The sequence below is a fragment of the Polaribacter sp. SA4-10 genome (assembly GCF_002163835.1).
Classification (GTDB): Bacteria; Bacteroidota; Bacteroidia; order Flavobacteriales; family Flavobacteriaceae; genus Polaribacter.
Window position 1 is genome coordinate 1,662,667 of record NZ_CP019331.1, and the last position, 23,672, is coordinate 1,686,338.

General features: G+C 29.3%; 20 protein-coding genes. 8 read left to right on the top strand and 12 right to left on the bottom strand.

The genetic code is table 11. From position 1 onward, the window contains the following. Positions 1-93 precede the first annotated feature (93 nt). From BTO04_RS07250 to BTO04_RS15500, 6 genes are all read right to left on the bottom strand, one after another. Positions 94-822, bottom strand: coding sequence for a metallophosphoesterase family protein (locus tag BTO04_RS07250; protein ID WP_087563868.1), 729 nt, complete (start codon positions 820-822; stop codon positions 94-96). Between the two features lie 68 nt (positions 823-890). Beyond that, on the bottom strand, positions 891-2,165 hold the full coding sequence (locus BTO04_RS07255; RefSeq protein ID WP_087563869.1) for a POTRA domain-containing protein: 1,275 nt from the start codon (positions 2,163-2,165) through the stop codon (positions 891-893). After that, on the bottom strand, positions 2,165-3,562 hold the full coding sequence (locus BTO04_RS07260; protein WP_087563870.1) for a hypothetical protein: 1,398 nt from the start codon (positions 3,560-3,562) through the stop codon (positions 2,165-2,167). Before BTO04_RS07260 ends, BTO04_RS07255 begins: the two co-directional genes overlap by 1 nt. A gap of 8 nt (positions 3,563-3,570) precedes the next feature. Continuing rightward, the gene (locus tag BTO04_RS07265) at positions 3,571-4,404 is read right to left on the bottom strand and encodes a universal stress protein (RefSeq protein ID WP_087563871.1); all 834 of its coding nucleotides are present in this window, start codon (positions 4,402-4,404) and stop codon (positions 3,571-3,573) included. A gap of 83 nt (positions 4,405-4,487) precedes the next feature. Continuing rightward, the gene (locus BTO04_RS07270; RefSeq protein WP_368356364.1) at positions 4,488-5,351 is read right to left on the bottom strand and encodes a glycoside hydrolase; all 864 of its coding nucleotides are present in this window, start codon (positions 5,349-5,351) and stop codon (positions 4,488-4,490) included. Positions 5,352-5,510: 159 nt separating this feature from the next. Further along, complete coding sequence (locus BTO04_RS15500) at positions 5,511-5,717, bottom strand: hypothetical protein (RefSeq protein ID WP_232455969.1); 207 nt, start codon at positions 5,715-5,717, stop codon at positions 5,511-5,513. An 821-nt stretch (positions 5,718-6,538) separates the two neighbouring features. Here BTO04_RS15500 and BTO04_RS07280 point away from each other — a divergent pair. The 7 genes from BTO04_RS07280 (at position 6,539) to BTO04_RS07310 (ending at position 15,302) form a co-directional block, all read left to right on the top strand. After that, on the top strand, positions 6,539-7,888 hold the full coding sequence (locus tag BTO04_RS07280; RefSeq protein WP_087563873.1) for an NAD(P)/FAD-dependent oxidoreductase: 1,350 nt from the start codon (positions 6,539-6,541) through the stop codon (positions 7,886-7,888). A gap of 2 nt (positions 7,889-7,890) precedes the next feature. Next, on the top strand, positions 7,891-9,471 hold the full coding sequence (locus tag BTO04_RS07285) for a 4Fe-4S binding protein (protein WP_087563874.1): 1,581 nt from the start codon (positions 7,891-7,893) through the stop codon (positions 9,469-9,471). 384 nt (positions 9,472-9,855) lie between these two features. Beyond that, a complete protein-coding gene (locus BTO04_RS07290; RefSeq protein WP_087563875.1) occupies positions 9,856-10,548 on the top strand; it encodes a glycosyltransferase family 2 protein in 693 nt (230 codons plus the stop codon). Then, a complete protein-coding gene (locus BTO04_RS07295) occupies positions 10,548-12,038 on the top strand; it encodes a cellulose synthase family protein (RefSeq protein WP_087563876.1) in 1,491 nt (496 codons plus the stop codon). The genes BTO04_RS07290 and BTO04_RS07295 overlap by 1 nt, the downstream gene beginning before the upstream one ends. Next, the gene (locus BTO04_RS07300) at positions 12,038-13,396 is read left to right on the top strand and encodes a mannosyltransferase (RefSeq protein WP_087563877.1); all 1,359 of its coding nucleotides are present in this window, start codon (positions 12,038-12,040) and stop codon (positions 13,394-13,396) included. The genes BTO04_RS07295 and BTO04_RS07300 overlap by 1 nt, the downstream gene beginning before the upstream one ends. A 62-nt stretch (positions 13,397-13,458) precedes the next feature. Then, positions 13,459-14,481, top strand: a complete 1,023-nt coding sequence (locus tag BTO04_RS07305) for a LacI family DNA-binding transcriptional regulator (RefSeq protein WP_087563878.1) — start codon at positions 13,459-13,461, stop codon at positions 14,479-14,481. 11 nt (positions 14,482-14,492) lie between these two features. Continuing rightward, on the top strand, positions 14,493-15,302 hold the full coding sequence (locus tag BTO04_RS07310; RefSeq protein ID WP_198342129.1) for an HAD family hydrolase: 810 nt from the start codon (positions 14,493-14,495) through the stop codon (positions 15,300-15,302). A 3-nt stretch (positions 15,303-15,305) separates the two neighbouring features. Here the strand turns inward: BTO04_RS07310 and BTO04_RS07315 are convergent, their stop codons facing one another. Both BTO04_RS07315 and BTO04_RS07325 read right to left on the bottom strand, forming a co-directional pair. Further along, positions 15,306-16,262, bottom strand: a complete 957-nt coding sequence (locus BTO04_RS07315) for a carbon-nitrogen hydrolase family protein (protein ID WP_087563879.1) — start codon at positions 16,260-16,262, stop codon at positions 15,306-15,308. A 198-nt stretch (positions 16,263-16,460) separates the two neighbouring features. Further along, a complete protein-coding gene (locus BTO04_RS07325) occupies positions 16,461-17,252 on the bottom strand; it encodes a DUF2797 domain-containing protein (protein WP_087565350.1) in 792 nt (263 codons plus the stop codon). A gap of 82 nt (positions 17,253-17,334) precedes the next feature. Here BTO04_RS07325 and BTO04_RS07330 point away from each other — a divergent pair, with 82 nt between their 5' ends. Then, complete coding sequence (locus BTO04_RS07330; protein WP_087563881.1) at positions 17,335-18,843, top strand: GH3 auxin-responsive promoter family protein; 1,509 nt, start codon at positions 17,335-17,337, stop codon at positions 18,841-18,843. Between the two features lie 33 nt (positions 18,844-18,876). Here the strand turns inward: BTO04_RS07330 and BTO04_RS07335 are convergent, their stop codons facing one another. From BTO04_RS07335 to BTO04_RS07350, 4 genes are all read right to left on the bottom strand, one after another. Continuing rightward, positions 18,877-19,854: a polyprenyl synthetase family protein gene (locus BTO04_RS07335; protein WP_087563882.1), complete on the bottom strand. Its 978-nt coding sequence runs from the start codon at positions 19,852-19,854 to the stop codon at positions 18,877-18,879. Between the two features lie 112 nt (positions 19,855-19,966). Beyond that, positions 19,967-21,007, bottom strand: a complete 1,041-nt coding sequence (gene rlmN, locus BTO04_RS07340; RefSeq protein WP_198342137.1) for a 23S rRNA (adenine(2503)-C(2))-methyltransferase RlmN — start codon at positions 21,005-21,007, stop codon at positions 19,967-19,969. A gap of 258 nt (positions 21,008-21,265) precedes the next feature. Continuing rightward, a complete protein-coding gene (queA, locus tag BTO04_RS07345) occupies positions 21,266-22,315 on the bottom strand; it encodes a tRNA preQ1(34) S-adenosylmethionine ribosyltransferase-isomerase QueA (protein ID WP_087563884.1) in 1,050 nt (349 codons plus the stop codon). Between the two features lie 75 nt (positions 22,316-22,390). After that, on the bottom strand, positions 22,391-23,620 hold the full coding sequence (locus BTO04_RS07350) for a 3-phosphoshikimate 1-carboxyvinyltransferase (RefSeq protein ID WP_087563885.1): 1,230 nt from the start codon (positions 23,618-23,620) through the stop codon (positions 22,391-22,393). Between the last annotated feature and the right edge of the window lie 52 nt (positions 23,621-23,672).

The following is a 23,672-nucleotide window of genomic DNA, read 5'->3' on the forward strand; positions in this document are numbered from 1 at the left end:
ATGATTTGACACCTTATACATTTTAATTGAAATTTTGTTTTTAAATGTATATAGTTATGTCATTCCGAGGTAAACCGCTAACAGCTAAAAGCCCTAGTTATTTCTCCCTTTTTCATCAGGATACAAAGCAGGTAAAGTATCACTTTGAAAGTATTCTTTAGTATCTATATTGATTCCTGTTACCCTTCCCTTAAAAGCGGCTCCTGTATCAATATTCCAAACATTGGCAATGTTTATAGGTGAAGGTTCATTATAATTAGTGGTTGGCGTATGACCAATATAAATTTCTTTATAATGCTGTATTCTTTTAGGGTAAAACAAAGAGTCTTTTGTGATGCTTTTATCCATTACCAAAAGCATTTCCCATAAAGATCTGTCTAGATAAAAAAGTTCTTGAAATTGCTCTTTTTCTACACCATGTAAAGAGGTAAAACCTGCATGCAAGAATAACCTGTTTTGAGCATCTAAGTGATATAAAGGCAAGTGTTCGAAAAAGTGAAGATGTTGTTTTATTTCTTCAGGAGAAAAACCTTCATAACTTTCCATGGTTTCTTTACCACCATGCATGTACCAAGAAGGGTTTACGTCTCCTTTTTTTAACCAATCTTCACACCAAACATCATGGTTTCCTTTGATAAAAATACAGTTAAGCTTTTTAGATAACTCAATTAAGAACTCAACTACTTGTGCAGATTCACCCCAACCGTCTACATAATCACCCATAAAAATTAGGGTGTCTCCATCTTTTAATTCCAATTTATTTAAAACCTGAAGTAAAGCTTTTAAGCCTCCATGAATATCTCCAACTGCAAAAGTTCTCATCTTAATTTCATTTTTGGCAAAACTAATTGTTTCTTTTGAAATTGAAAGAATCTAATATTAAATTACCATTAAAAATATTGCCCAACCCCAAAGACAAAACCACCTTTAGAATTACTTATATTATTAGAAAGCCTTAATCCATAATCGATTCTAAAAGTAGCATTGTATATTTTTTTGCTGATAAAGCGCATACCAATACCCGAATATACTCTTAGGTTTTTACTTTGAAAAAAGTCATTTATTTCACCTCCAGGATTACGCCAAGTACCAAGGTCCGTAAAAATATTGGTCTGAATTGCAAACCATTTCTTGTCATAAATAGTCTGTCTATATTCTGTATTCCACACAAAACTTCCGGTTCCTCTATCTACCAAAATACCAACACCTCGTAAATTAACATTGTTATCTAATGCAAAGGGAGCAAAAGGAGAATTTTGATTAGAAGATAAGCCAAAACGCACTCTGTTTGACCAATTACCCCTTTCTCTTATTCTTTTGTAATAAAAAACATCATACCAAGCAATAAAGAAATTTTCTTGAAATTTATTGTTAGCAGTTACAAATTGGGTGTGTAAAACATTTTTAAAGCCGCTTAAATATTGATAGTGATGCTCTAAATTATTATGAATATAGATTAGTTTATAAAGCACTTTATTTAAATCTAGTTTTTGCGGAATCTCTGGGGCTGTTGCTCCCGTTAAATATTGATACTTTTCAGAAAAAAAAGTAACACCAAAATTAAGTCCGTTTTTAAAATTGAATTTATGCATTCCTAAAACTTCATAGGAAACATTATTATATACATAATTTGCAGTTTCATTCCCAAAATAAAGAGGCTCTTCACTTTTCCAATTTTTAAAATTCAACGCTAAACCCCATCTTTTAGAAAAAAGGAAAGGTGCTCTAAAATTTAAACCATAAGAATCAAAACCATTATTTTGATAGAAACCACCTAAGGTGATGTTTTTTCCAAAGAGGTTGTATTCATACAATCCTATTTTATAGGAAAACAGTTTATTAGTGGTGGTCCAAATATTAATAGTAGGGATTAAAGTTCCGTTTTCTTCTAAATTAATTACAACAGTATGTGTATTGTTTTCTGCTTTTAAAACTTGAAAATACGCATCACTAATAGCGGGCAATCTTTTAAGTCTTATTACATCTTTTTGTAAAGCAATAGAATCTAAAACTCTTCCTTTTTTTGTTCTTAGTAATTGCTTTAAAAATAAAGTATTTGTTTTTTTAGCTCCCTTAATTTTTACTTCACCAATTGTATTCTCTTGTGAAAAGGTAGCTATCGAAAATAAAACTAAAAAAATCAGAAAAAGATTTCTTAGGTTCATTATTCAGCAGTAAAAGTTTCTTTGATATATAAATTAACCCAATGATCTTCACTAATTCCCATCATTGTAAAATTATAATCCGCATCTAAAATTAAACTTTCTGGTGTTGTGGTATTAAGTGTATTAAAACCTTCAGTAACGGAATATTGAAACTCTTTTTCTGTTGTAAATGTGCCTGATAAGAAAGAAACATCACTATCTGTAACTACTTGAAAATAGGTTGCATTTTCTGCATAGACTCCATCCAACCACGTAAATTTAGGTTTTAAATTTTCTTCTGTGTTGATAGTTACATCATCTGTCCATTCTGTTGGTTTTGATTGATTTTTTAATCTAATTGGTTCAGATAGATGCAACTTTCCTTCAGTAAAATAAACAACAATACACCAACTTTCTTCTGAACCTGAACGTGAAATTCTTCTTAATTTTGCACCAAAATAGGAAGCATCTGTTAAAATTCTTCTTTTATAATTAGCGTAATCATTTTTATCTACACTTGTATTATCTGTCTCATAATACCTTACTAACCTAGCGCCATCTTCTGGATAATAATAAATATAAGAAAGTGAATTATTACCATTTGCACTTGCTGCAAAAGCATTTACTTGATCTAAAGTTCTTGTTGAATTTACATTTATATATTCTTCTAAATTTCTTGGAACAAAGGGTTTTTCTATAATCAAATTAACCCAATTATCTTCACTAACCCCCATAAGTGTAAAGTCGTATTCTATATCTTCAACTAATTTTTCTGGCATTTCTGTATTAATATCTAAAACTACATTTGAAGTATCGTAATACTGAAAAGTTTTTTCTGTTGTATAAGTTCCTGAGATAAAAGCAGCTTCTTCTACTGCTGTTATTACTTGAAAATAAATATTATTTTCTGCATAAGTACCATCTGTCCATGTAAATTTTGGAGTTAATGTTTCTGGAAACTCAATGGTTATCTCCTCTTCCCATTCTGTGGTTCTTGTTAAGCTCTTTAATCTAATTGGATTTGACACCTGTAATTCTCCATCTAAAACATAGGTTACAATAGACCAACCCTCAACAGAACTAGAGCGAGACATGCGATTTAACTTCCCTCCAAAAACAGTTGTTTCCGATAAAATTTGTCTTTTATAATTAGAAAAAACATTTTGATCTGTTATTGAGATATCTGCTTCATAATATCTAATGTCAGAAGCGCCTTCTTCTGGATAATAAAAAATATAGGTTAAACTTGTATTCCCATCAGCACTTGCTGCACAAGCAATTACATTACCAAATTGAGTAGTAGCGTTTTCATCTAAATATCCTTGTAAATTTCTAGAAACTGTTACATCATTATCTTCTGAGCAAGAAAAGTATAAAATTGAAATACTTATAAGTAATAAAAAATGTGTAATCTTCATTTATAATTTTAAATTTTAAAAGTCAAAATTGGCAGTGTTGAATGATTTGTGATATCTTCAGAAATACTTCCTGCAAAAATATGAGATAATCCTTTTCTACCATGTGTAATTACAGAAATTAAATCTGCACCTACTAAATTTGAAAAATTTAAAATTCCTTTTTCTATTGATCTATCAGAAACAAAACTAATATCTTTCATTCTATTTGTATTCCCTTCTGCTTCAAGTAAAAATTCATTCGCTTTTTTTTCCATTTCTCGTGTAGAAAGAAAATCTTCATTAGGTAAATTTACATATAAGATATGTAAATTAGCTTCTAAAAGGGCTACGATTTTTAGCATTTTTTTATAGGCCTCTATTGTTTCATCAGACAAACTTGTAGCAAAAACAACATCTTTAAAAACAACATCGTTTAAATCATTTTTAATAACTAAAACAGGTAATTCTGAATGTCTAATTACTTTCTCTGCGTTAGAACCAACAAAAAATTCTTTAAAACCACTAACTCCATGAGAACTCATAATAATTAAATCTGCATTCACATCTTTGGCAATAGAATTAATATCGCTAAAAACTTTGTAATGCTGTATAATTGGAAACACTTTTACCTCTTTTAAATAGTCTTTAAGTAAGAATCTCTTTATTCTTTTTTCTGCCATTTTTAAAAAGAAAACGGCTTTTTCTTGTCCATAACTTTCACTTTCTGATAAGTTAACAAACTGAATATCTAGCATGTGTAATGCATAAATTTCTGCATTGTGTTTTTTTGCTAAAAGAGCTGCTGCTTTTAGTGCAAATTCTGAGTGTTTTGAAAAATCTATAGGAACAATTATTTTTTTCATGAATTTCAAGTTATTAGTTCTTTACAAATTTAACATGAATCTTAAATGTAAAATACGATTAATATCATATTTAAAAACATAATTTATTTATTATAAAGCTTCTTCATTAATTTTTCTGCAGGCTTATTTTGTGGGGTAAACCTATTGTTATCTGCTCCTCCAACTTCATCATGTTTATGAAACCACTTCCAAATAAAACCTCCTGCAAACCAATCTTCTTTCCAGAATTGATTATGAATTGCCTGAAAACCATTTGCTTGCGCCATTAGATTTATGTTACCATCTATTCGATCTGATTTCCATGGCGCTATTGCATTAAAATCTACGCTTCTATACCCAAATTCAGTAAAAACAACAGGTTTATTAAATTGTTTTTGAATTTTTAAGATTTCATCTTTATGTGGTTTCCAACCAATTTCAAAATCTAGCACAGAAGGTGTTTTTTTATCACTTAAAGGAAAATAGGCATCAACACCTATAAAATCTAATTGATTCCAAAAAGGAACTCTTTTAAATTCATCCCAATTTGCAGCATAGGTAAGTTTCCCTTTAAACTCTTTTTTTATTTTTTTTATTAACTCCTGCCAATACAAAGGTCTTTTTGTAACAAATTTTTCTAATTCTGTTCCAATACAAAAAATATCAGCATTTAGTTCTTGAGAAGCCTTCGCATATGTTAAAATAAATTCTGTGTATGCGTTTTCTAAAATCACCCATTTCTCTTCAGAATCCATTTCTATATCACCCGTAAATTCACCTCTCCAAACCCAAATATGAGGTTTTACCATAATTTTAAAGCTCTCTTTTTGAAAACTTTTAGCATATTGTAATAACCCATTTTGAGTTTCACCAAACCATTGCCTGTCTGAATTATGGGTTATTATAGGTGATGTTAAATCTTTAATAAAACCAAAAGGCATCAAAGAAACATAATTTCCTTGTGCCATTATTACTGGTTTTATATGATTGGCTTTTATAGAGTCTCTAGATGCTACAAAACTGATTCCATTAATTTTTTTAGTTTGACTTTTGCAAGAAAATTGCAAGAGCAGAAATAGTAAAAGAAATTTTTGTATTTTCATATCAGCTCACAAAATACAATTATACTAAAACAATGCTCTTAAACCAATGTTAAAACTTTGTCCTAAACCATTATCTGTACCTCTCACAAACTTGCTATATAGTACTTCTAGATTCAACGTTTCATTTAATTGATATTTTGCGCCAAAACCTAAAGAAGTAAAATCTCCAAAACGTTGATAATGTTGTACAAATCCCAAAATGGTAACTGTATCACTTATAAAATAACTCATAAACACCCCTAGCTACTACTAATGTTTTGTTTGCAAAACTAGCTTCATCACCAAAATTATATGCTGTATTTAACTCCGTAAATAACTGCAAACTCCATTTGGTAATGTGTAATTACCAAAAAATCTATTTTGAAATAAATACGCTGTTTGATCCAAGCAAACACCATTTACATCAGTCTCTTCTTAATTAATAGGAGTGTGAAATGAACTTTGTATAGAGAAATTACCAATACTTTATAAGGGTTGCCATTTTAAAGCGGGTACAAAAGATTAAAGTCCATTTCTTGAACTCGCTTCGTTTCTTAAACTAAAAACAGAAGTTGCACTTTCTCCATTAATCGTATTAGATCTATATTCTAAGAGCAAACCAATATTTAATCTATTATTTTTTGATATTCCCGTAAAAACATCTAAAGTTGCTGTAAAGTAATTTTCTCTTTTAATAGCAATATGTTCACCATTAGCAGCTGCTTTTTTATTTTGCGTATATAAATTGTTAAAAAACTGAATATCCCATTGCTCTTTATCTAACCATTTAGAGGTTGTATAGGTTTTGAATATTACTTTTATTGTTAGCTATTTTCTCTTGAGAAAATAATTGTAGACTGTTAATTAAAATGATTAGAACCAAAAGGGTAGATAGTGCTTTTTTCATTAAATAAAATTGACTTATATTGTTTTTTTTAATTATAACTTAAGTCTTAATAAGTATTAAATACTTACAAAATAGCACCCCTTATTTATTTATAATAATTATAAATTAGTTTCTGCGATTAAGTTCTTAACTTTCGCTTCGACATAAAAGCAACAATCAATCAACTATGGAGCATATTGTTATTATTGGTAATGGAATTTCTGGCGTAACTGCTGCCAGACATATTAGAAAAAATTCTGACAAAAAAATTACCATCGTTTCTACAGAAACTAAATATTTCTTTTCAAGAACGGCGCTCATGTATGTATACATGGGCCATATGAAATTTAAACATACACAACCTTATGAAGACTGGTTTTGGCAAAAAAACAACATAGAACTAATACTGGCTTTTGTTGGCAATATTAATACGGATGATAAAATTCTTGAGTTTACAAATGGCACTAGTTTAAGTTACGATAAACTTATTATTGCCACAGGATCCAAACCTAATAAATTTGGTTGGCCAGGGCAAGATTCTGATGGCGTTATGGGAATGTATCATAAACAAGACCTAGAAAAGTTAGAAAAATATGCACCAAATAAAAAAGTATGCCAAAGAGCTGTAATTGTTGGTGGTGGGTTAATTGGTATTGAATTAGCAGAAATGCTAAGAAGTAGAGATATTCCTGTTACTTTCTTAGTTCGCGAGGCAAGTTTTTGGAACGGTGTTTTACCTGCTCAAGAATCTGAAATGATTAACAAACACATTAAAGAACATCATATTGATTTACGCTTAAACACAAATTTAAAAGAGATAAAATCTGATGAATTTGGAAAAGTGACATCCATAATTATTGAAGAAACAGGTGAAGAGATTTTTTGTGATGTTGTAGGTTTAACAGCGGGTGTTACACCAAATATAAATTTCATAAAAAAAAGTAAAATTGATACTAAAAAAGGTGTTTTAGTAAACCATTATTTAGAAACTAATATAGAGGACATTTACGCAATTGGAGATTGTGCAGAACAACAACAAGCAATTGGGCAAAGAAGAAATATTGAAGCAGTTTGGTACACTGGTAGAATGATGGGAGAAGCTTTAGCACAAACTATTTGTAATAAAAAAACGGAATATAAACCTGGAAACTGGTTTAATTCTGCAAAGTTTTTAGACATCGAATACCAAACATATGGTTGGGTTTTTAGTGAAAGAAACAAAAAAGATACCGAGCTTTATTTTCAATGGAAACACCCAAACAATAAAAAATGTATTACCATTTCTTATGATAGCCATTCTAATCAATTTTTAGGAATTAACACTTTTGGAATTAGAATGCGCCATGAAATTTTTGACAGTTGGTTAACAGATAGTAAATCTATCGCTTTTGTTTTAGAACATTTAGCAGATGCCAATTTTGACCCTGAATTTTACAAACTTCACGAAGCTGAAATTGTAGCTAAATTCAACAAAGAAAACAATACTAATATTCAGTTAAAAAAGAAAAGCTGGAAAAGAATTTTTAATAGAGTTTAGATATGAAAGCAATTAAAAATACTGGTTTAATTATCTTTTTAATAGGATTATTAGCATTTACTTCCCTATTATTTATAGGAGATTTTAAAGTAACTTCAAATACGTTTGAAGCTATAATAAAAAGTAAAGACATAAAGAGTGAATGGTTCATTAATTCATTAAAAAATAAAGTAATAGACAAAGAGTTTTCTAGTCAGTTTAAATTATCCAAAGAAATTATCTCAGCTCAAGAAATTGCTAATGAGGTTCACAAAAAAAACAGTGAATGGGACAAAGTTATTTGGGACAAACCTCATAGCTTGTCTTATCAATTTATTAAAGCTTCTGGCATAGGAAGCGTTCCTGAAAACAGAGGTCTATATTGGTTTTTATCTTTTGGTTTAGGAATTATTGGTGCACTCATGTTTATCATTCCAGACATTATAATATTAGGCCCACCAGGAATAAAAAACGATGGTATTTTTCTAAATGCAGCAACAAACCGAGGTTGGATTGGTTGGTTTGCCTTTATCTTTTTAGTTAGTTTTTATATTTTACTTTATTTCTACCCAGATTTTATTGTAAACTGGGTGTATTTAGTAGATCCTATAAGTGAATTTATTAGTGGTAATTTGGCAAGTCAGTGGTTTTTGTATGGTTTTTTATACTGTACAGTTATGACAGTTATGGCTGTTAGAATGTATGTAAAATATAGAAATAATAAATATCAAATTTTAAGAACAACATCTGTCTTATTTTTCCAAATTGTATTTGCCTTTTTAATTCCAGAAATTTTAGTCCGTTTTGAAAAACCATGGTATGATTTTAAAAATGCATTTCCTTTAGATTATGATTTTTTCTTTAAATGGAATTTAGACGAATTACTTTCTAGTGGTTCATTTGGGTTATTCATTTTAGTTTGGGGAGTAGTTTTAACAATAGTTGTGGTGCCTGTAATGGTTTATTTTTTCGGAAAAAGATGGTACTGTTCTTGGGTTTGTGGTTGTGGTGGATTAGCAGAAACTCTGGGAGATCCATACAGACAAAACTCTAGCAAAACCTTACTTTCTTGGCGAGTAGAACGAATTGTAATTCATACTGTTTTAATTTTTGCTTTAGTTATGACAGGTTTTGCATTGTACACTTTCTTTTCTGGAGCAAACCAAGTTTTAGGTATTAAGACACAAACAATACAAGATGTTTATGGCTTTTTAATAGGTTCTATTTTTGCAGGTGTAATTGGTACTGGCTTCTACCCTATTTTTGGAAATCGTGTTTGGTGCAGGTTTGGTTGCCCTTTAGCAGCTTACTTAGGTTTTGTACAACGTTTTAAATCTCAATTTAGAATTACTACAAATGGCGGACAATGTATTTCTTGTGGAAACTGCTCAACATATTGTGAACAAGGAATAGATGTTAGAGCTTACGCACAAAAAGGAGAAAACATTGTACGTTCTAGCTGTGTAGGTTGTGGTATTTGTTCTGCAGTTTGCCCAAGAGGAGTTTTAAAATTAGAAAATGGACCAGAAGAAGGAAGAATTAATCCAACAACTATATTATTAGGAAATGATGTTGATTTAATGGAGTTGGTTAAAAAGAAATAAGTTGGCAATATTAAGTTGTATTTGGGTGAAAAAAACAGCGTATAATTTAGTACTCTGATTGTAAATATATACAATCAATAAAATTATATTATCCCTTTCTTTTTTAAGAACATTTTTAATTCTAATTTCAAATTAAATTAATAAAAACAAGAATAAAAAAGAAGGTCGTTTTAAAGAGTATTTAGAAGACAATTATTGGTATTTTTGCAAAAAAATAAATAGCTAGGAATAGAACATCATTATCAATTAAAAAACGAATTTAGCTTAATTCATAAAGAGCATAAATTAATAAAAGCTTCAAAATTTAAAAACGGTAAAAGGTTAAAAGAATGGACAGACTATTCCTCTTTTAAAAAAGAGAATCGTCTTAATGATTTAAGATAAATGAATTCAATAATAAAAGTAATTATTCCAGCATATAACGAGCAAGATTCAATTGCTAAAGTTATAAATGATATTCCTAAAATTGTAGATGAAGTGATTGTTATTAGTAATAATTCTACTGATGATACAGAAATTAACGCAAAAAATGCAGGAGCAACTGTTTTAAAAGAAAATAGAAAAGGCTATGGATTTGCTTGTTTAAAAGGAATGGAATACATTGCTAAACAAGAAATAAAACCTGAAATTATTGTTTTTTTAGATGGCGATTATTCTGATTACCCAGAACAATTATCAGAATTAATTCATCCTATTATTAATGAAAACATAGATTTAGTAATAGGTTCTAGAATAAAACAATTACGAGAACAAGGAGCTATGACACCACAGCAAATTTTTGGTAATTGGTTAGCAACCTTTTTAATGAAATTATTTTTTGGTGCAAAATTTACAGATTTAGGTCCGTTTAGAGCAATTAAATACAACCAATTATTAGCACTAAATATGCAAGATAAAACGTATGGTTGGACCGTAGAAATGCAATTAAAAGTTTTAAAACAAAGAATGACATATACAGAGGTACCTATGAAATATAGAAATAGAATTGGCGTTTCAAAAGTATCTGGAACAGTTAAAGGAAGTGTTTTAGCTGGTGTAAAAATTTTAGGTTGGATCTTTAAATACAGTTTTAAATAATGGTACTAACATACATCATCATTGTCATTTACTCAATTTCTTTGCTGCTCATTTTCATGTATTCATTGGCGCAATTAAACCTATTAACAAATTATATAAAAGCGAATAAAAAAGTTGATAATTCTATCAAATTCGATTTTAATAACCCAGAAGAAATTCCTTATGTAACAATTCAACTTCCCGTCTATAACGAATTGTATGTTATGGAAAGATTACTTGAAAACATAGCAAAAATAAAATATCCTTTAGATAAATTAGAAATTCAAGTTTTAGATGACTCTACTGATGAGTCTGTAGAAACAACTTCTAAACATATCAAAAAAATTAAAGAATTAGGAATTGACATTAAACACATACAAAGAACCAATAGAGAAGGTTTTAAAGCTGGTGCTTTAAAAGAAGGGTTAAAAATTGCAAAAGGAGAATTCATTGCTATTTTTGATGCCGACTTTTTACCACAAACAGATTGGTTATTTCAAACTGTACCGTATTTTAAAGATTCAGAAATTGGTGTAGTTCAAACTCGTTGGGGACACATAAATAGAAATTACTCTACACTTACAAAGATTCAAGCATTTGCCTTAGACGCTCATTTTACACTAGAACAAGTGGGTAGAAATAGTAAAGGACATTTCATTAATTTTAATGGAACAGCTGGTCTTTGGCGTAAAGAATGTATTTATGATGCAGGAAATTGGGAAGGAGATACGTTAACTGAAGATTTAGATTTAAGTTACAGAGCACAATTAAAAAATTGGAAATTTAAATATTTAGAAGGAGTGGTTACTCCTGCAGAATTACCTGTTGTAATTAGCGCTGCAAGGTCTCAACAATTTAGATGGAATAAAGGGGGTGCAGAGAATTTTCAAAAAATGATGAGACGCGTAATTACAAGTAAAAACGTCTCTTTTAAAACAAAGATTCATAGCTTATTACATTTACTAAACAGCTCAATGTTTACATTTATATTTTTAGTAGCAGTGTTAAGTATACCAATGTTGTATATTAAAAATGAATATGCGCATCTTAAAATTTACTTTTATGTAATGAGTTTTTTCGTAGTTAGCTCTCTCATATTTTTTGTTTGTTATTGGCATATGTTTAAAAATATTTATGGCGGAGGATTTGTGAAATTCATAAAATATATTGGATCATTTCTCACTTTCTTTTCAATTGCGATGGGTTTTTCTTTACATAATACTATTGCCGTTTTAGAAGGTCATTTTGGTAAAAAAAGTGAATTTGTAAGAACTCCAAAATTTAATATTAAAACAGGAAAAGACGGTTGGAAAAACAACAAATACATTACCAAAAAACCTTCCGCTCATGTTGTTTTGGAAGGTCTTTTAGCTTTGTATTTTGTATTTGGAATGTATAGTGCTTTTATTGTTGGAGATAATGGTGGTGATTTTGGTTTATTCCCATTTCATTTAATGCTTTTCTTTGGATTTGGTTACGTGTTCTTCAAATCAATATTTTCTAAAGCATAATGTCTTTTTTTAATAAATACAAGTCTATTTTTTTAATTACAGTTAGTACAATACTTTATTTTATTTTTGCCTATTTTTTAGAAAGAACAGCATTTGGCACCCTCTTATTTTTATGGGTTTCTTTATTCTCTTGTTTTTATTTTTTGATAAAATCTAAGGACATCAATTTTTCTACTTTAGTCGGATTAACAATCCTTTTTAGATTTGTATTCTTATTTGCAATCCCTAATTTGTCTCAAGATTTTTACCGATTCATTTGGGATGGAAGAATGATTTTAGAAGGACTTAACCCTTACTTATCATTACCAGAAACATTTATTCAACAAGGTTTAAATCCAATTGCAGAAACAGCTAATCTATTTAATGGAATGGGTGAAATGAATGCAAGCCATTACACCAATTACCCACCAATAAACCAATTGTGTTTTTTAATTACTGCGTTGTTTGCAAGCAAAAGTATTTTTGGATCTGTAGTAGTCTTAAGAATTTTAATAATTCTTGCAGATATTGGAATTCTTTATTTTGGAAAAAAATTACTTGAGAGACTACACCTTCCTATTAAAAATATCTTTTGGTATGTTTTAAATCCTTTTATCATTATAGAAATGACAGGAAACTTACATTTTGAACCTGTAATGTTATTCTTTCTTATTTGGGCATTCTATAAACTACATCAACAAAAATGGATTTTTGCTGCAATTTTAATTGCGTGTTCAATTTCTGTAAAACTAATTCCTTTATTATTTTTGCCCTTATTTTATCAATGGTTTATTAAAAACACAGCCTCTTGGTTTTCTGGAATTAAAAAATTAGCCTTCTTTTACTTTATTATTTTTACGACTACAATCATTTTATTTCTTCCTTTTTATTCAACTGAATTCATAGATAATTACTCCAATTCTGTAGGGTTATGGTTTGGCAAATTTGAATTCAATGCAAGTTTTTATTACATTTTTAGAAAAATTGGCTATTTAATTACGGGGTATAATGAAATTGCAATTATTGGAAAAATAACCCCTTTTTTAACTATTGGTTTTCTTCTAATCATTACTTTTTTTAGAAAAAATGACACGTTACCTCAATTAATTACGGCGTCATTATTTGGGTTGTGTTTTTATTATTTTACTGCCACAACGGTTCATCCCTGGTATTTGGCAACACCTTTAATTTTATCTGTCTTTACAAAATATCGATTTCCACTAATTTGGAGTTTTATAATGATTTTAAGTTATCAAGCGTATGCCAATCTCCCTTGGAAAGAAAACTTATGGTTTATTGGTTTAGAGTATTTTATATTATATGCATTTTTAATTTACGAAGTAAAACCGATCTCTAAACGTTATAATAAAGTAAAATAATTAGTTACAACTTCTTTTCTGACAAGATTTTTGTATTTTAGGCACTTATATTATTTTCAAGTATGAAGAGACTAACCATAAAAGACATTGCAAAAGAATTTAATGTATCTATTTCTACGGTTTCAAAAGCCTTAAATGATAGTTATGAAATTAGTGTAAGCACAAAAGAGAAGATTCAAAAGTTTGCAAAAGAGAAAAACTACAAACCTAATTTTAATGCATTAAGCTTAAAAAATAGACAAACAAAAACGATTGGAATTATCATTCCAAATATGCTAAATTATTTCTTTGCCCAAGTTTTTAACGGTATAGAAAAAGTAGCAAATGAAAAAGGATATAAAATTATTTCTTGTATTTCTAATGAATCTTTTAATAAAGAAGTAGAAATAATAGAAATGCTTTCTAATGGAAGTATAGATGGTTTTATTTTATCGCTATCAGAAGAAACTATTGTAAAAAATGATTACAAACATTTTGAAGAAACAATTAATAATGGAACTCCAATTGTAATGTTTGATAGAGTTGCTGAAAATATTGATTGTGACAAAGTTGTAACAGATAATTTTGATAGTGCAAGAAGCACTGTAGCACACTTAGTAAAATCTGGGCATAAAAATATCGCTTTTATTTCTACAATTAGTAATTTAGAAATTGGTAAAAGAAGAAATTTAGGATATTTAAAAGGTTTAGAAGACGCTAACTTACCTGTAGACACAAACCTTATTATTAATATAGATGATGATTACAAAAATTACGAAAGTATTTTAACGCCAATTTTTGCAAATAATAAAATTGATTGTGTTCTTGCAACAGATGAATCTTCTGCAATTGCAGCAATGAAAGTTGCTATAAAGAAAGGACATAAAATACCTGAAAACTTTTCTGTAATTTCTTTCTCTAACGGAATTTTAGCAAGACATTCTAGCCCAAGAATGACAACAGTAAGTCAACATGGTGAAATTATGGGAGCAACAGCTGCAAAAATGTTGATTGATAGATTAGATAAAAAAACAGAAGAGAAAAAACCACAAACTATTGTAGTTAAAACAGATTTAGTGGTTAGAAACTCTACAAAAAGAATTTAATAATTTAATAAATGAATCTTTCAAAAGTTAAATTAGTAGTTTCTGATATGGATGGAACGCTACTAAACTCCAAAGGAGAAGTGAGTCTTCTTTTTTTTAAGTTATTTAAACAATTACAAGAACATAACGTTTATTTTACTGCTGCTAGCGGCAGGCAATACAATAGTATTGTAGATAAATTATCTGCTATAAAAAATGATATTCTTGTAATTGCAGAAAATGGTGCAATTGCAAAAAATGGAGATGCTGTTTTACTATTAAATTCTCTTAACCGTGAAAAAATAATTAATATAATTCCAGTTTTAAGAAATATTAAAAATGCAAACATTGTACTTTGTACTAAAGACACTGCATTTATAGAAACCACTGATCAAAAATTTATTTCGTTATTTCAAGAATACTATCGCAGTTATAATATTGTTGATGATTTAATGAAAGTTGCTAGAGAAACTCCTATTCTTAAAATAGCAATTTATCATTATGAATCTTCAGAAAAATATATTTATCCAGAAATTAAACATTTAAAAGAGGAGGTCTTATTAAAAATTTCAGGACAAAATTGGTTAGACATTTCTGATGAAAAAGCCAATAAAGGAACTGCATTAAGAGAAGTACAAAAACTTCTAAAAGTTACTAAAGAAGAAACACTTGTTTTTGGCGATTATCATAATGATATAGAAATGATGAGTGAAGCTCATTTTAGTTTCTCTATGAAAAATGCACACAAAGACATTACCGAAATTGCTAATTACGCCACAGAAAGCAATAATGATTTTGGTGTAGAAAGAATTTTAGAAAAGTTGATTAAAGCGAAGTCTTAACAATTATTCATCATCAAAAGAAACTGTACTTTGTCTTTCTCTGTTTACATGTAATTTAGTTACATCTGGCCTAGAATAATGTCCAACACAATCAAAATTTTGACGCTCTTCTAAAACCCTATTAAAGTCTAAAGTTTCAATTATTAATCCTTCTTTATTAATAACAGGTGCTACTAACCATTCTCCATTAGGAGATGCGATACAAGAACCTCCATTTGTTAAAATATCTGGAGCATCTTTTACAATTTTATCGTAATGAGGAACTTCTTTTGGAAAATCTGATTTAGCCATTAAACTAGAAACTGAAATAACAAAAGAACGAGATTCTCTTGCAATAAATCGTGTAATATCTTTGGTATTATGGTCGCTTCCAGGCCAAACAGCAATGTGCAAATTTTCTCCTAAACCATACAGAGCTGTTCTTGGTAAAGGCATCCAATTTTCCCAACAATTTAAACCACCAACTGTAAATTCTTTTAGAGGATGCACTTGCAAACCATTTCCATCTCCTGGCGCCCAAGTTAAACGTTCATCATACGTTGGTTGTAATTTTCTATGAACAGACTTTATTTCTCCTTCTTCATTTATATAGACTAAAGATGCATAAATACTATGTCCTCCTCTATTCTGTGCACGTTCTATAATTCCTAAATAAATAGCAATATTGTTTTCTTTTGCTAATTTACAAACGGAATCTAATTCGCCTTTTTCTATCGTTATAGAATTACGAACATAATGTGCATGAATTTCTTTTTGAGTTTTAGAATCCCATTCTGCGCCATTTGTTAAAGCAACCCAAAATGGATAACCTGGTAATAATGCTTCACCAAAAACAATGAGTTCGCAACTTTCTTTTGAAGCATCTACTATTGATTTCTCAATTTTTTCAAGTGTCTTTTCTTTATTCAACCAAACTGGTGAAATTTGTGCCAATGCTACTTTTAGTAAATTATTTTTCATCGATTTATTAAATTAATTATCCAACCTATAGTTTTACCAAGTAAAAAGAAACCAAAATAAATAATAATGATTATTTCTATAGTATCATCTAATATTCCAATTATTAAAGATGCAAGCATAAAAATGATGAAAACTATATTTCTCGGTTTCTTAATCGAAGAATAAATTTTATTTTTATTACCTACTTGTTTCATTTATTTAAACTTCAATCGAAACCACCAAACCTTCATTAGCTCTTACATTAAAAACGGTTTCGTCTTCAAAAATTAAATATTGACCTTTAATTCCGACTAATTTCCCTTTATAGTTATGTGTTTTCTTCAAATTTAAGCTTTTAGGTTTTACAGGATATTTTATCACCGGAAAATTTAAATGTGTTTCAGAATTATCTTCTATAAAATACGCTTTAGCTTCCTCTGGGATAAACGCTTTTAATTTATCTCTCCACTCCACCAAATCTACATCTTCAATATCATTTTTTAGCATTTTTCGCCAATTGGTTTTATCTGCAACATGGTCTTTTAAAGCCAGTTCTGTTATTCCTGCTAAATATCTATTAGGAACCTCAACAATTTCTATAGCTTCATGTGCTCCTTGATCTATCCAACGTGTTGGCACTTGTTGCTTTCTGGTAACTCCAACTTTAATATTGCTAGAATTTGCCAAATACACAATATGTGGTTTTAATTGCACCGATTGTTCATACGCTAAATCTCTATCTTCGATTCCTAAATGTGCTTTACTTAATTCAGGTCTCATAATCCAATCTCCTGCATTTGGAGTATCAAAAAAGCAAGATTTACAAAACCCCATTCTATAAATTTCTTTTTCTAAATGACAATTTAAACATTCGTACGTTACAAAATTGATAGCTATTTCTTTGTTTAACAACTGATTCATATTTATAAAATCAGTTTTCATATCTAAATAATACTGAATTTCTTCTGCATTTTCAGTCAGCATTTTTTTTAAAACTCCTTGGTACTTCATATAAAATATTTTACTACTTTTAGTATTTGATTTTAATGGTATTTTCATTTTAAAATCGAACTAAACAAACTTACGAATTTCTATGGCGTTTCAAATTATCAATTCTATAATTTCTTGGTTTTTAAAGAAACGAGAACATCAAATAGAGCTGTTTTTAAAATATCCTATTGATGTACAAAACGAAGTACTGCTTAGGCTTTTAAACACAGCTAAGAATACGGAATTTGGTAAAGAAAACGGGTTTTCATCCATTAAAAATCATGAAGATTTCTCAGCTAATGTTCCTATTCAAAAATATGAAACTTTTGAACCTTTAATTGAACGTTGTAGAAGAGGCGAACAAAATTTATTTTGGCCAACAGATATAAAATGGTTTGCAAAAAGTAGCGGAACCACAAATGCAAAAAGTAAATTTATTCCTGTTTCTGAAGATGCGCTTGAAGATTGCCACATGAAAGCAGGTAAAGACATGTTGTGTAATTACATAAACAACAATCCGGATACGCAGTTGTTTACGGGTAAAGGTTTGCGATTGGGCGGAAGCTCTGAGGTGTATCAAGACAATGGCTCTTATTTTGGAGATTTATCTGCTATAATTATAGAAAACATGCCTTTTTGGGCTGATTTTAGTTCAGCTCCAAGTCAAGAGGTTGCTTTAATGAGCGATTGGGAGGTGAAAATGGATGCAATTATTGATGAAACTATTGATGAAAACATTACTAGTTTAGCAGGTGTACCAAGTTGGATGTTGGTTTTACTAAACCGTGTTTTAGATAGAACAGGAAAAGAAAATATCTTAGAAGTTTGGCCAAATTTGGAAGTCTATTTTCATGGAGGTGTAAACTTCAATCCATATAGAGAACAGTACAAAAAAATGATTCCAAAAGCAGATTTTAAATACTATGAAATCTACAATGCTTCTGAAGGTTTTTTCGCGATTCAAGATATCGATAATTCAAAAGAATTATTGTTAATGTTAGATTACGGAATTTTCTATGAATTTATTCCAATGAGCGAATACAAAGGCGAAAATTCTAAAACAGTAATACTTGCTGATGTTAAAAAAGAGATAGATTATGCTTTAATTATTACTACAAATGGTGGTTTATGGCGTTATTTAATTGGTGATACCATTCGTTTTACATCTTTAGATCCTTATCGCATTAAAATTACAGGTCGTACAAAACATTATATAAACGTTTTTGGTGAAGAATTAAATATTGAAAATGTTGAAGATGCTTTAAAGCTCGCTTGTGAAAAAACTGAAGCTACAATTACTGATTATACTGTTGGCCCAATTTTTATGCAAGGAAAAGAAAAAGGTGGACATGAATGGATGATTGAATTCAGTAAAAAGCCGGAATCTATGGGTTATTTTTCTGAAGTTTTAGACAATGCTTTAAAATCTATTAATTCAGATTATGAAGCAAAACGTTATTTGAATATTACATTAATGGCTCCAAAGGTGCATCAAGCTAATGAAGGTTTATTCTATAGTTGGTTAAAGAGCAATAACAAATTAGGTGGTCAACATAAAGTACCTAGATTATCTAATTCAAGAAAATTTATTGAGGAATTATTGGAATTATAAAAGAAGAAACGCTAAAAAAGTAAATTGTAAATACTAAATCTTACGTTCTACAACATACTCTATCATAGCAAGTAAAGACTTCTTATATTCAGAATCTGGATAATTTTCTAAAATTGCAATTGCCCTCTTTTTGTAATCATACATTTTGGTAATTGTATATTCAATTCCGCCATTTTCTTTTACAAAAGAAATTACTTCTTTTACTCTTTTTTTGTCTTTATTGTGCTTTTTTATAGAATTGATTAACCAAGCTTTTTCTTTTTTAGAACACGTATTTAAAGTATGAATTAAAGGCAACGTCATTTTTTGTTCCTTAATATCTATTCCTGTAGGCTTTCCAATTTTTTCATCAGAATAATCAAACAAGTCATCTTTTATTTGAAATGCAATACCAATGTATTCTCCAAATTTTCGCATCTGTTGCACTGTGTCTTTATTTGCACCAACAGAAGCAGCTCCAATGCCACAACAAGCAGCAATTAAAGTGGCTGTTTTTTTACGGATAATATCAAAATAAATTGCTTCAGTAATATCTAGTTTACGTGCTTTTTCTATTTGTAAAAGCTCGCCTTCACTCATTTCACGAACAGCAATTGAAATCAGCTTTAGTAAATCAAAATCTTCATTATCTATAGAAAGCAATAATCCTTTAGATAATAAAAAATCTCCAACGAGTACAGCAATTTTATTCTTCCAAAGTGCATTTACAGAGAAAAAACCTCTTCTCATATTGCTATCATCTACAACATCATCATGCACTAAAGTTGCAGTATGAATTAATTCTACAACAGAAGCTCCTCTATAAGTTCTTTCATCAAAACCACCATTAGAAACCATTTTTGCAACTAAAAAAACAAACATTGGTCGCATTTGCTTTCCTTTTCTACGAACTATATAATAGGTAATTCTGTTTAATAAAGGAACTTTAGAAAGCATAGATTCTTTGAACTTTTCTTCAAAGAGTTCCATTTCTTTAAGAATGGGAAGTTTAATGTGTTCAACTAGATTCATAAGATATCAAAAGTAATAAATAAATTACAATTGTTTATTTTTGAGAAAACAATATTTTAATTAAAATCTATTTCTTTTTATAAAAGGAAATCATCATAAAAAAATGAATCAATTAAGTTTTATTTGCCAACTGCCCGCAAGCTGCATCGATATCTTTACCTCTACTTCTTCTTACATTTACAGTAATATCATGCATTTCTAAATTAGAAATATAATTGTTTATTGCAGAATTACTCGCTTGCTGAAACTCACCATCATCAATAGGGTTGTATTCTATTAAATTTACTTTACAAGGCACTGCTTTACAAAATTCTACTAATGCTTTTATATCTTCTTTACGATCGTTAATCCCTTTCCAAACAATGTATTCGTAGGTAATTTCTCTATTTGTTTTTTCGTACCAATATTCTAAAGATTCTCGCAAATCATTTAACGGGAAAGTAGTATTAAAAGGCATAATTGAAGTTCTAACTTCATCGATTGCAGAATGAAGAGAAACTGCTAAGTTAAACTTCACTTCTTCATCTGCCATCATTTTAATCATTTTTGGCACTCCAGAAGTAGAGACTGTAATTCTTTTTGAAGACATCCCTAAACCTTCTGGCGATGTAATCATTTCTATCGATTTCATCACATTTTTATAGTTCATTAATGGTTCTCCCATTCCCATAAAAACAATATTGGTCAATTTTTTATTATAATATAATCTACTTTGTTTGTCTATAACAACAACCTGATCGTAAATTTCATCGGGGTTTAGATTACGCATTCTTTTTAAACGTGAAGTTGCACAGAATAGACAATCTAAACTACAACCAACTTGACTAGAAACACAAGCTGTTGTTCTTTTTTCTGTAGGTATTAAAACAGATTCAACAACAAAACCATCGTGTAATTTTATTCCGTTTTTAATAGTACCATCTTTACTTTTTTGCATAGAATCTACTTTGATATGGTTTATAACAAAGTTTGCTTCTAACATTTCTCTAGTTTCTTTAGAGATGTTAGTCATGTCTTCAAAAGTATGTAAAGACTTACTCCAAAGCCATTCATAAACTTGATTTCCACGAAATGATTTATCACCATTTTCTACAAAAAAATCACGTAATTGTTCTTTGCTTAAAGCCCTAATGTCTTTCTTTTTAGTCAAAATAAAATTATTAAAAGATTGAAAAAAATTACAATTGCAAAAGTACACATATAATTTGAGGTTATTACTGTTCTTTGCAAGTACACACGTGTTAGCAATTGAAGCTGTTCGAATAACTGTTCATATTCTTAACCTTTTATAAACTGAACTTTTTTCAGCATAAAAAGAGAAACTCCAAACACGACCATTTATGGTAACGTTCAAATAAAAAAAGACTGACAATTAGAAACTGTCAGTCTTTAATTTTTGAATTTTTATAGGTTATATAATTAACATTGCATCTCCATAAGTAGAGAATCTATACCCTTCTTTAATAGCTACTTTATATGCTTCCATTAAAAAATCATACCCTGCAAATGCAGCTGCTTGCATCATTAAAGTTGATTTTGGTTCATGTAAATTAGTAATCATTGAATTCGCAATGCTAAACTCAAAAGGAGGGAAAATAAATTTATTTGTCCAACCTGTAAATTGATTTAATTCTTGTTTTGAAGATACTGAAGACTCAATAGTTCTCATAACAGTTGTACCAACTGCACAGATTCTTCTTTTTTCTATTTTAGCTTTATTAATTTTAGCTGCTGTTTCTTCAGAGATAACAATTTGCTCAGAATCCATTTTATGCTTAGATAAATCTTCTACTTCTACTGGACTAAAAGTTCCTAATCCAACATGTAACGTCATTTCAGCAAAATCAATTCCTTTAATTTCTAAACGTTTTATTAAATGTTTAGAAAAATGCAAACCTGCAGTTGGTGCTGCTACAGCTCCTTCATTCTTTGCAAAAATAGTTTGATAACGTTCATCATCAATTGCTTCTACGTCTCTACCTATTTTTTTTGGTAATGGAGTTTGCCCTAATTCTAATAATTTGGCTCTAAACTCTTCATAACTTCCATCATATAAGAAACGTAATGTTCTACCTCTAGAAGTAGTATTGTCTATAACTTCTGCAACTAAGCTATCATCTTCACCAAAAAACAACTTATTTCCAATTCTAATTTTTCTTGCTGGATCTACTAAAACATCCCACAATCTATTTTCTGCATTTAGTTCTCTTAATAAGAAAACTTCAATTCTAGCACCCGTCTTTTCTTTGTTTCCATACATTCTTGCAGGGAAGACTTTGGTATTATTTAACATCATAACATCACCTTCTTCAAAGTAATCTATAACGTCTTTAAAAAGCTTATGCTCTATAGTACCTTCTTTTCTGTTTAATACCATTAGGCGAGATTCATCTCTATGTTCAGCAGGATATTTTGCTAACAATTCTTCTGGCAACTCATATTCAAAATGTGATAATTTCATAAATCTATGTTTTCCTATAAAAGCCGCAAATATACGATATCGGAATAGGCGTTGTCAAGTGTTTAACTGTTTAATTTACAGTTCATCAATTTTAATTCCTAATTGCTTCATATCTACCCAAAATTTCTGGTATGATTTGGTAACTACCTCTGCCTTTAAAATCTTTATAGGAACTTTAAGTGCCAAAGGCGCAAAAGCCATTGCCATTCTATGATCGTTATAGGTTTTAATAGAAATATTTTTGTTTATTTCTGATGAATTTTCTAAATGTAAACTTTCATCAGTTATAGAAATATTTGCGCCTAAATTTGTTAATTCTTCTTTTAAAGCTTCTAATCTATCTGTTTCTTTAATTTTTAAAGTATGTAAACCTGTTAAATTACAAGAAATTCCTTCTGCAAAACAAGTTACTGCAATCGTTTGTGCAATATCTGGCGCATTTTTTAAGTCGATTTCTAAGGTATCTTTATTACTTTTCTTTACTTTCTTTAATAGGATAGTATGCGCTCCAAAAATAGTTTCTACGCCAAAATGTTGATAGATTTCTGCCAAACAAGAATCTCCTTGTAAACTTTCTTTTTTATATGCTGATAATTTTATTTCTGAACCAATTTCTGCCAATGCAATAATTGAATAAAAATAACTTGCAGAACTCCAGTCTGATTCTACAACAATAGTTTGTTTATTAATTGATTTTGTAGGTGAAACTTTAATAAAATTACCTTCAAAACTTGTTTTAATTCCTAATTGATTTAACAAACTCAATGTCATATTAATATATGGAATTGAGGTTATTTTACCTAATAACTCTATTTCTAATCCGTTTTGTAAATTAGATGCAATTAGTAACAATGAAGAGATGTATTGGCTACTAACATTACCGTTTATCTGCACTTTATCTTTTGTAACTTCTCTTCCTTTTATTCTAATTGGCGGATATCCCTCTTTTGCTTCATAAGATATTTCTGCGCCTAAATCTCTTAGTGCATTTACTAAAATTTCAATAGGTCTGTTTTGCATTCTTTCAGAACCAGTAAGCACCACTTCTCTACCTTGTTTAACCGCAAAATAAGAAGTCAAAAAACGCATTGCAGTTCCTGCATGACCAATATTTACAATTTCTTCATTTGTAGAAAGTGCATGTTGCAAATGCACAGAGTCATCTGAATCTGACAAGTTTTTAATTGAAATTTCTGAAAAAATATTCTGTAAAATTAATAATCTATTTGATTCACTTTTAGAACCAGAAATTGTAATTTCTTCCTTTATTTTTTTATCCTCTAAAACATTTAACAATATGTCCATCCTAAAATTGATTTTAATTCCTATTTTTAACCTTCAAATTTACAACTACCAT

What these genes read in the sequence shown, in the direction of transcription:
- BTO04_RS07250 (WP_087563868.1), bottom strand. Translation starts at nt 822, where the DNA reads ATGAGAACTTTTGCAGTTGGAGATATTCATGGAGGCTTAAAAGCTTTA.
- BTO04_RS07255 (WP_087563869.1), bottom strand. Translation starts at nt 2,165, where the DNA reads ATGAACCTAAGAAATCTTTTTCTGATTTTTTTAGTTTTATTTTCGATA.
- BTO04_RS07260 (WP_087563870.1), bottom strand. Translation starts at nt 3,562, where the DNA reads ATGAAGATTACACATTTTTTATTACTTATAAGTATTTCAATTTTATAC.
- BTO04_RS07265 (WP_087563871.1), bottom strand. Translation starts at nt 4,404, where the DNA reads ATGAAAAAAATAATTGTTCCTATAGATTTTTCAAAACACTCAGAATTT.
- BTO04_RS07270 (WP_368356364.1), bottom strand. Translation starts at nt 5,351, where the DNA reads ATGGCACAAGGAAATTATGTTTCTTTGATGCCTTTTGGTTTTATTAAA.
- BTO04_RS15500 (WP_232455969.1), bottom strand. Translation starts at nt 5,717, where the DNA reads ATGAGTTATTTTATAAGTGATACAGTTACCATTTTGGGATTTGTACAA.
- BTO04_RS07280 (WP_087563873.1), top strand. Translation starts at nt 6,539, where the DNA reads ATGGAGCATATTGTTATTATTGGTAATGGAATTTCTGGCGTAACTGCT.
- BTO04_RS07285 (WP_087563874.1), top strand. Translation starts at nt 7,891, where the DNA reads ATGAAAGCAATTAAAAATACTGGTTTAATTATCTTTTTAATAGGATTA.
- BTO04_RS07290 (WP_087563875.1), top strand. Translation starts at nt 9,856, where the DNA reads ATGAATTCAATAATAAAAGTAATTATTCCAGCATATAACGAGCAAGAT.
- BTO04_RS07295 (WP_087563876.1), top strand. Translation starts at nt 10,548, where the DNA reads ATGGTACTAACATACATCATCATTGTCATTTACTCAATTTCTTTGCTG.
- BTO04_RS07300 (WP_087563877.1), top strand. Translation starts at nt 12,038, where the DNA reads ATGTCTTTTTTTAATAAATACAAGTCTATTTTTTTAATTACAGTTAGT.
- BTO04_RS07305 (WP_087563878.1), top strand. Translation starts at nt 13,459, where the DNA reads ATGAAGAGACTAACCATAAAAGACATTGCAAAAGAATTTAATGTATCT.
- BTO04_RS07310 (WP_198342129.1), top strand. Translation starts at nt 14,493, where the DNA reads ATGAATCTTTCAAAAGTTAAATTAGTAGTTTCTGATATGGATGGAACG.
- BTO04_RS07315 (WP_087563879.1), bottom strand. Translation starts at nt 16,262, where the DNA reads ATGAAAAATAATTTACTAAAAGTAGCATTGGCACAAATTTCACCAGTT.
- BTO04_RS07325 (WP_087565350.1), bottom strand. Translation starts at nt 17,252, where the DNA reads ATGAAGTACCAAGGAGTTTTAAAAAAAATGCTGACTGAAAATGCAGAA.
- BTO04_RS07330 (WP_087563881.1), top strand. Translation starts at nt 17,335, where the DNA reads ATGGCGTTTCAAATTATCAATTCTATAATTTCTTGGTTTTTAAAGAAA.
- BTO04_RS07335 (WP_087563882.1), bottom strand. Translation starts at nt 19,854, where the DNA reads ATGAATCTAGTTGAACACATTAAACTTCCCATTCTTAAAGAAATGGAA.
- queA (WP_087563884.1), bottom strand. Translation starts at nt 22,315, where the DNA reads ATGAAATTATCACATTTTGAATATGAGTTGCCAGAAGAATTGTTAGCA.
- BTO04_RS07350 (WP_087563885.1), bottom strand. Translation starts at nt 23,620, where the DNA reads ATGGACATATTGTTAAATGTTTTAGAGGATAAAAAAATAAAGGAAGAA.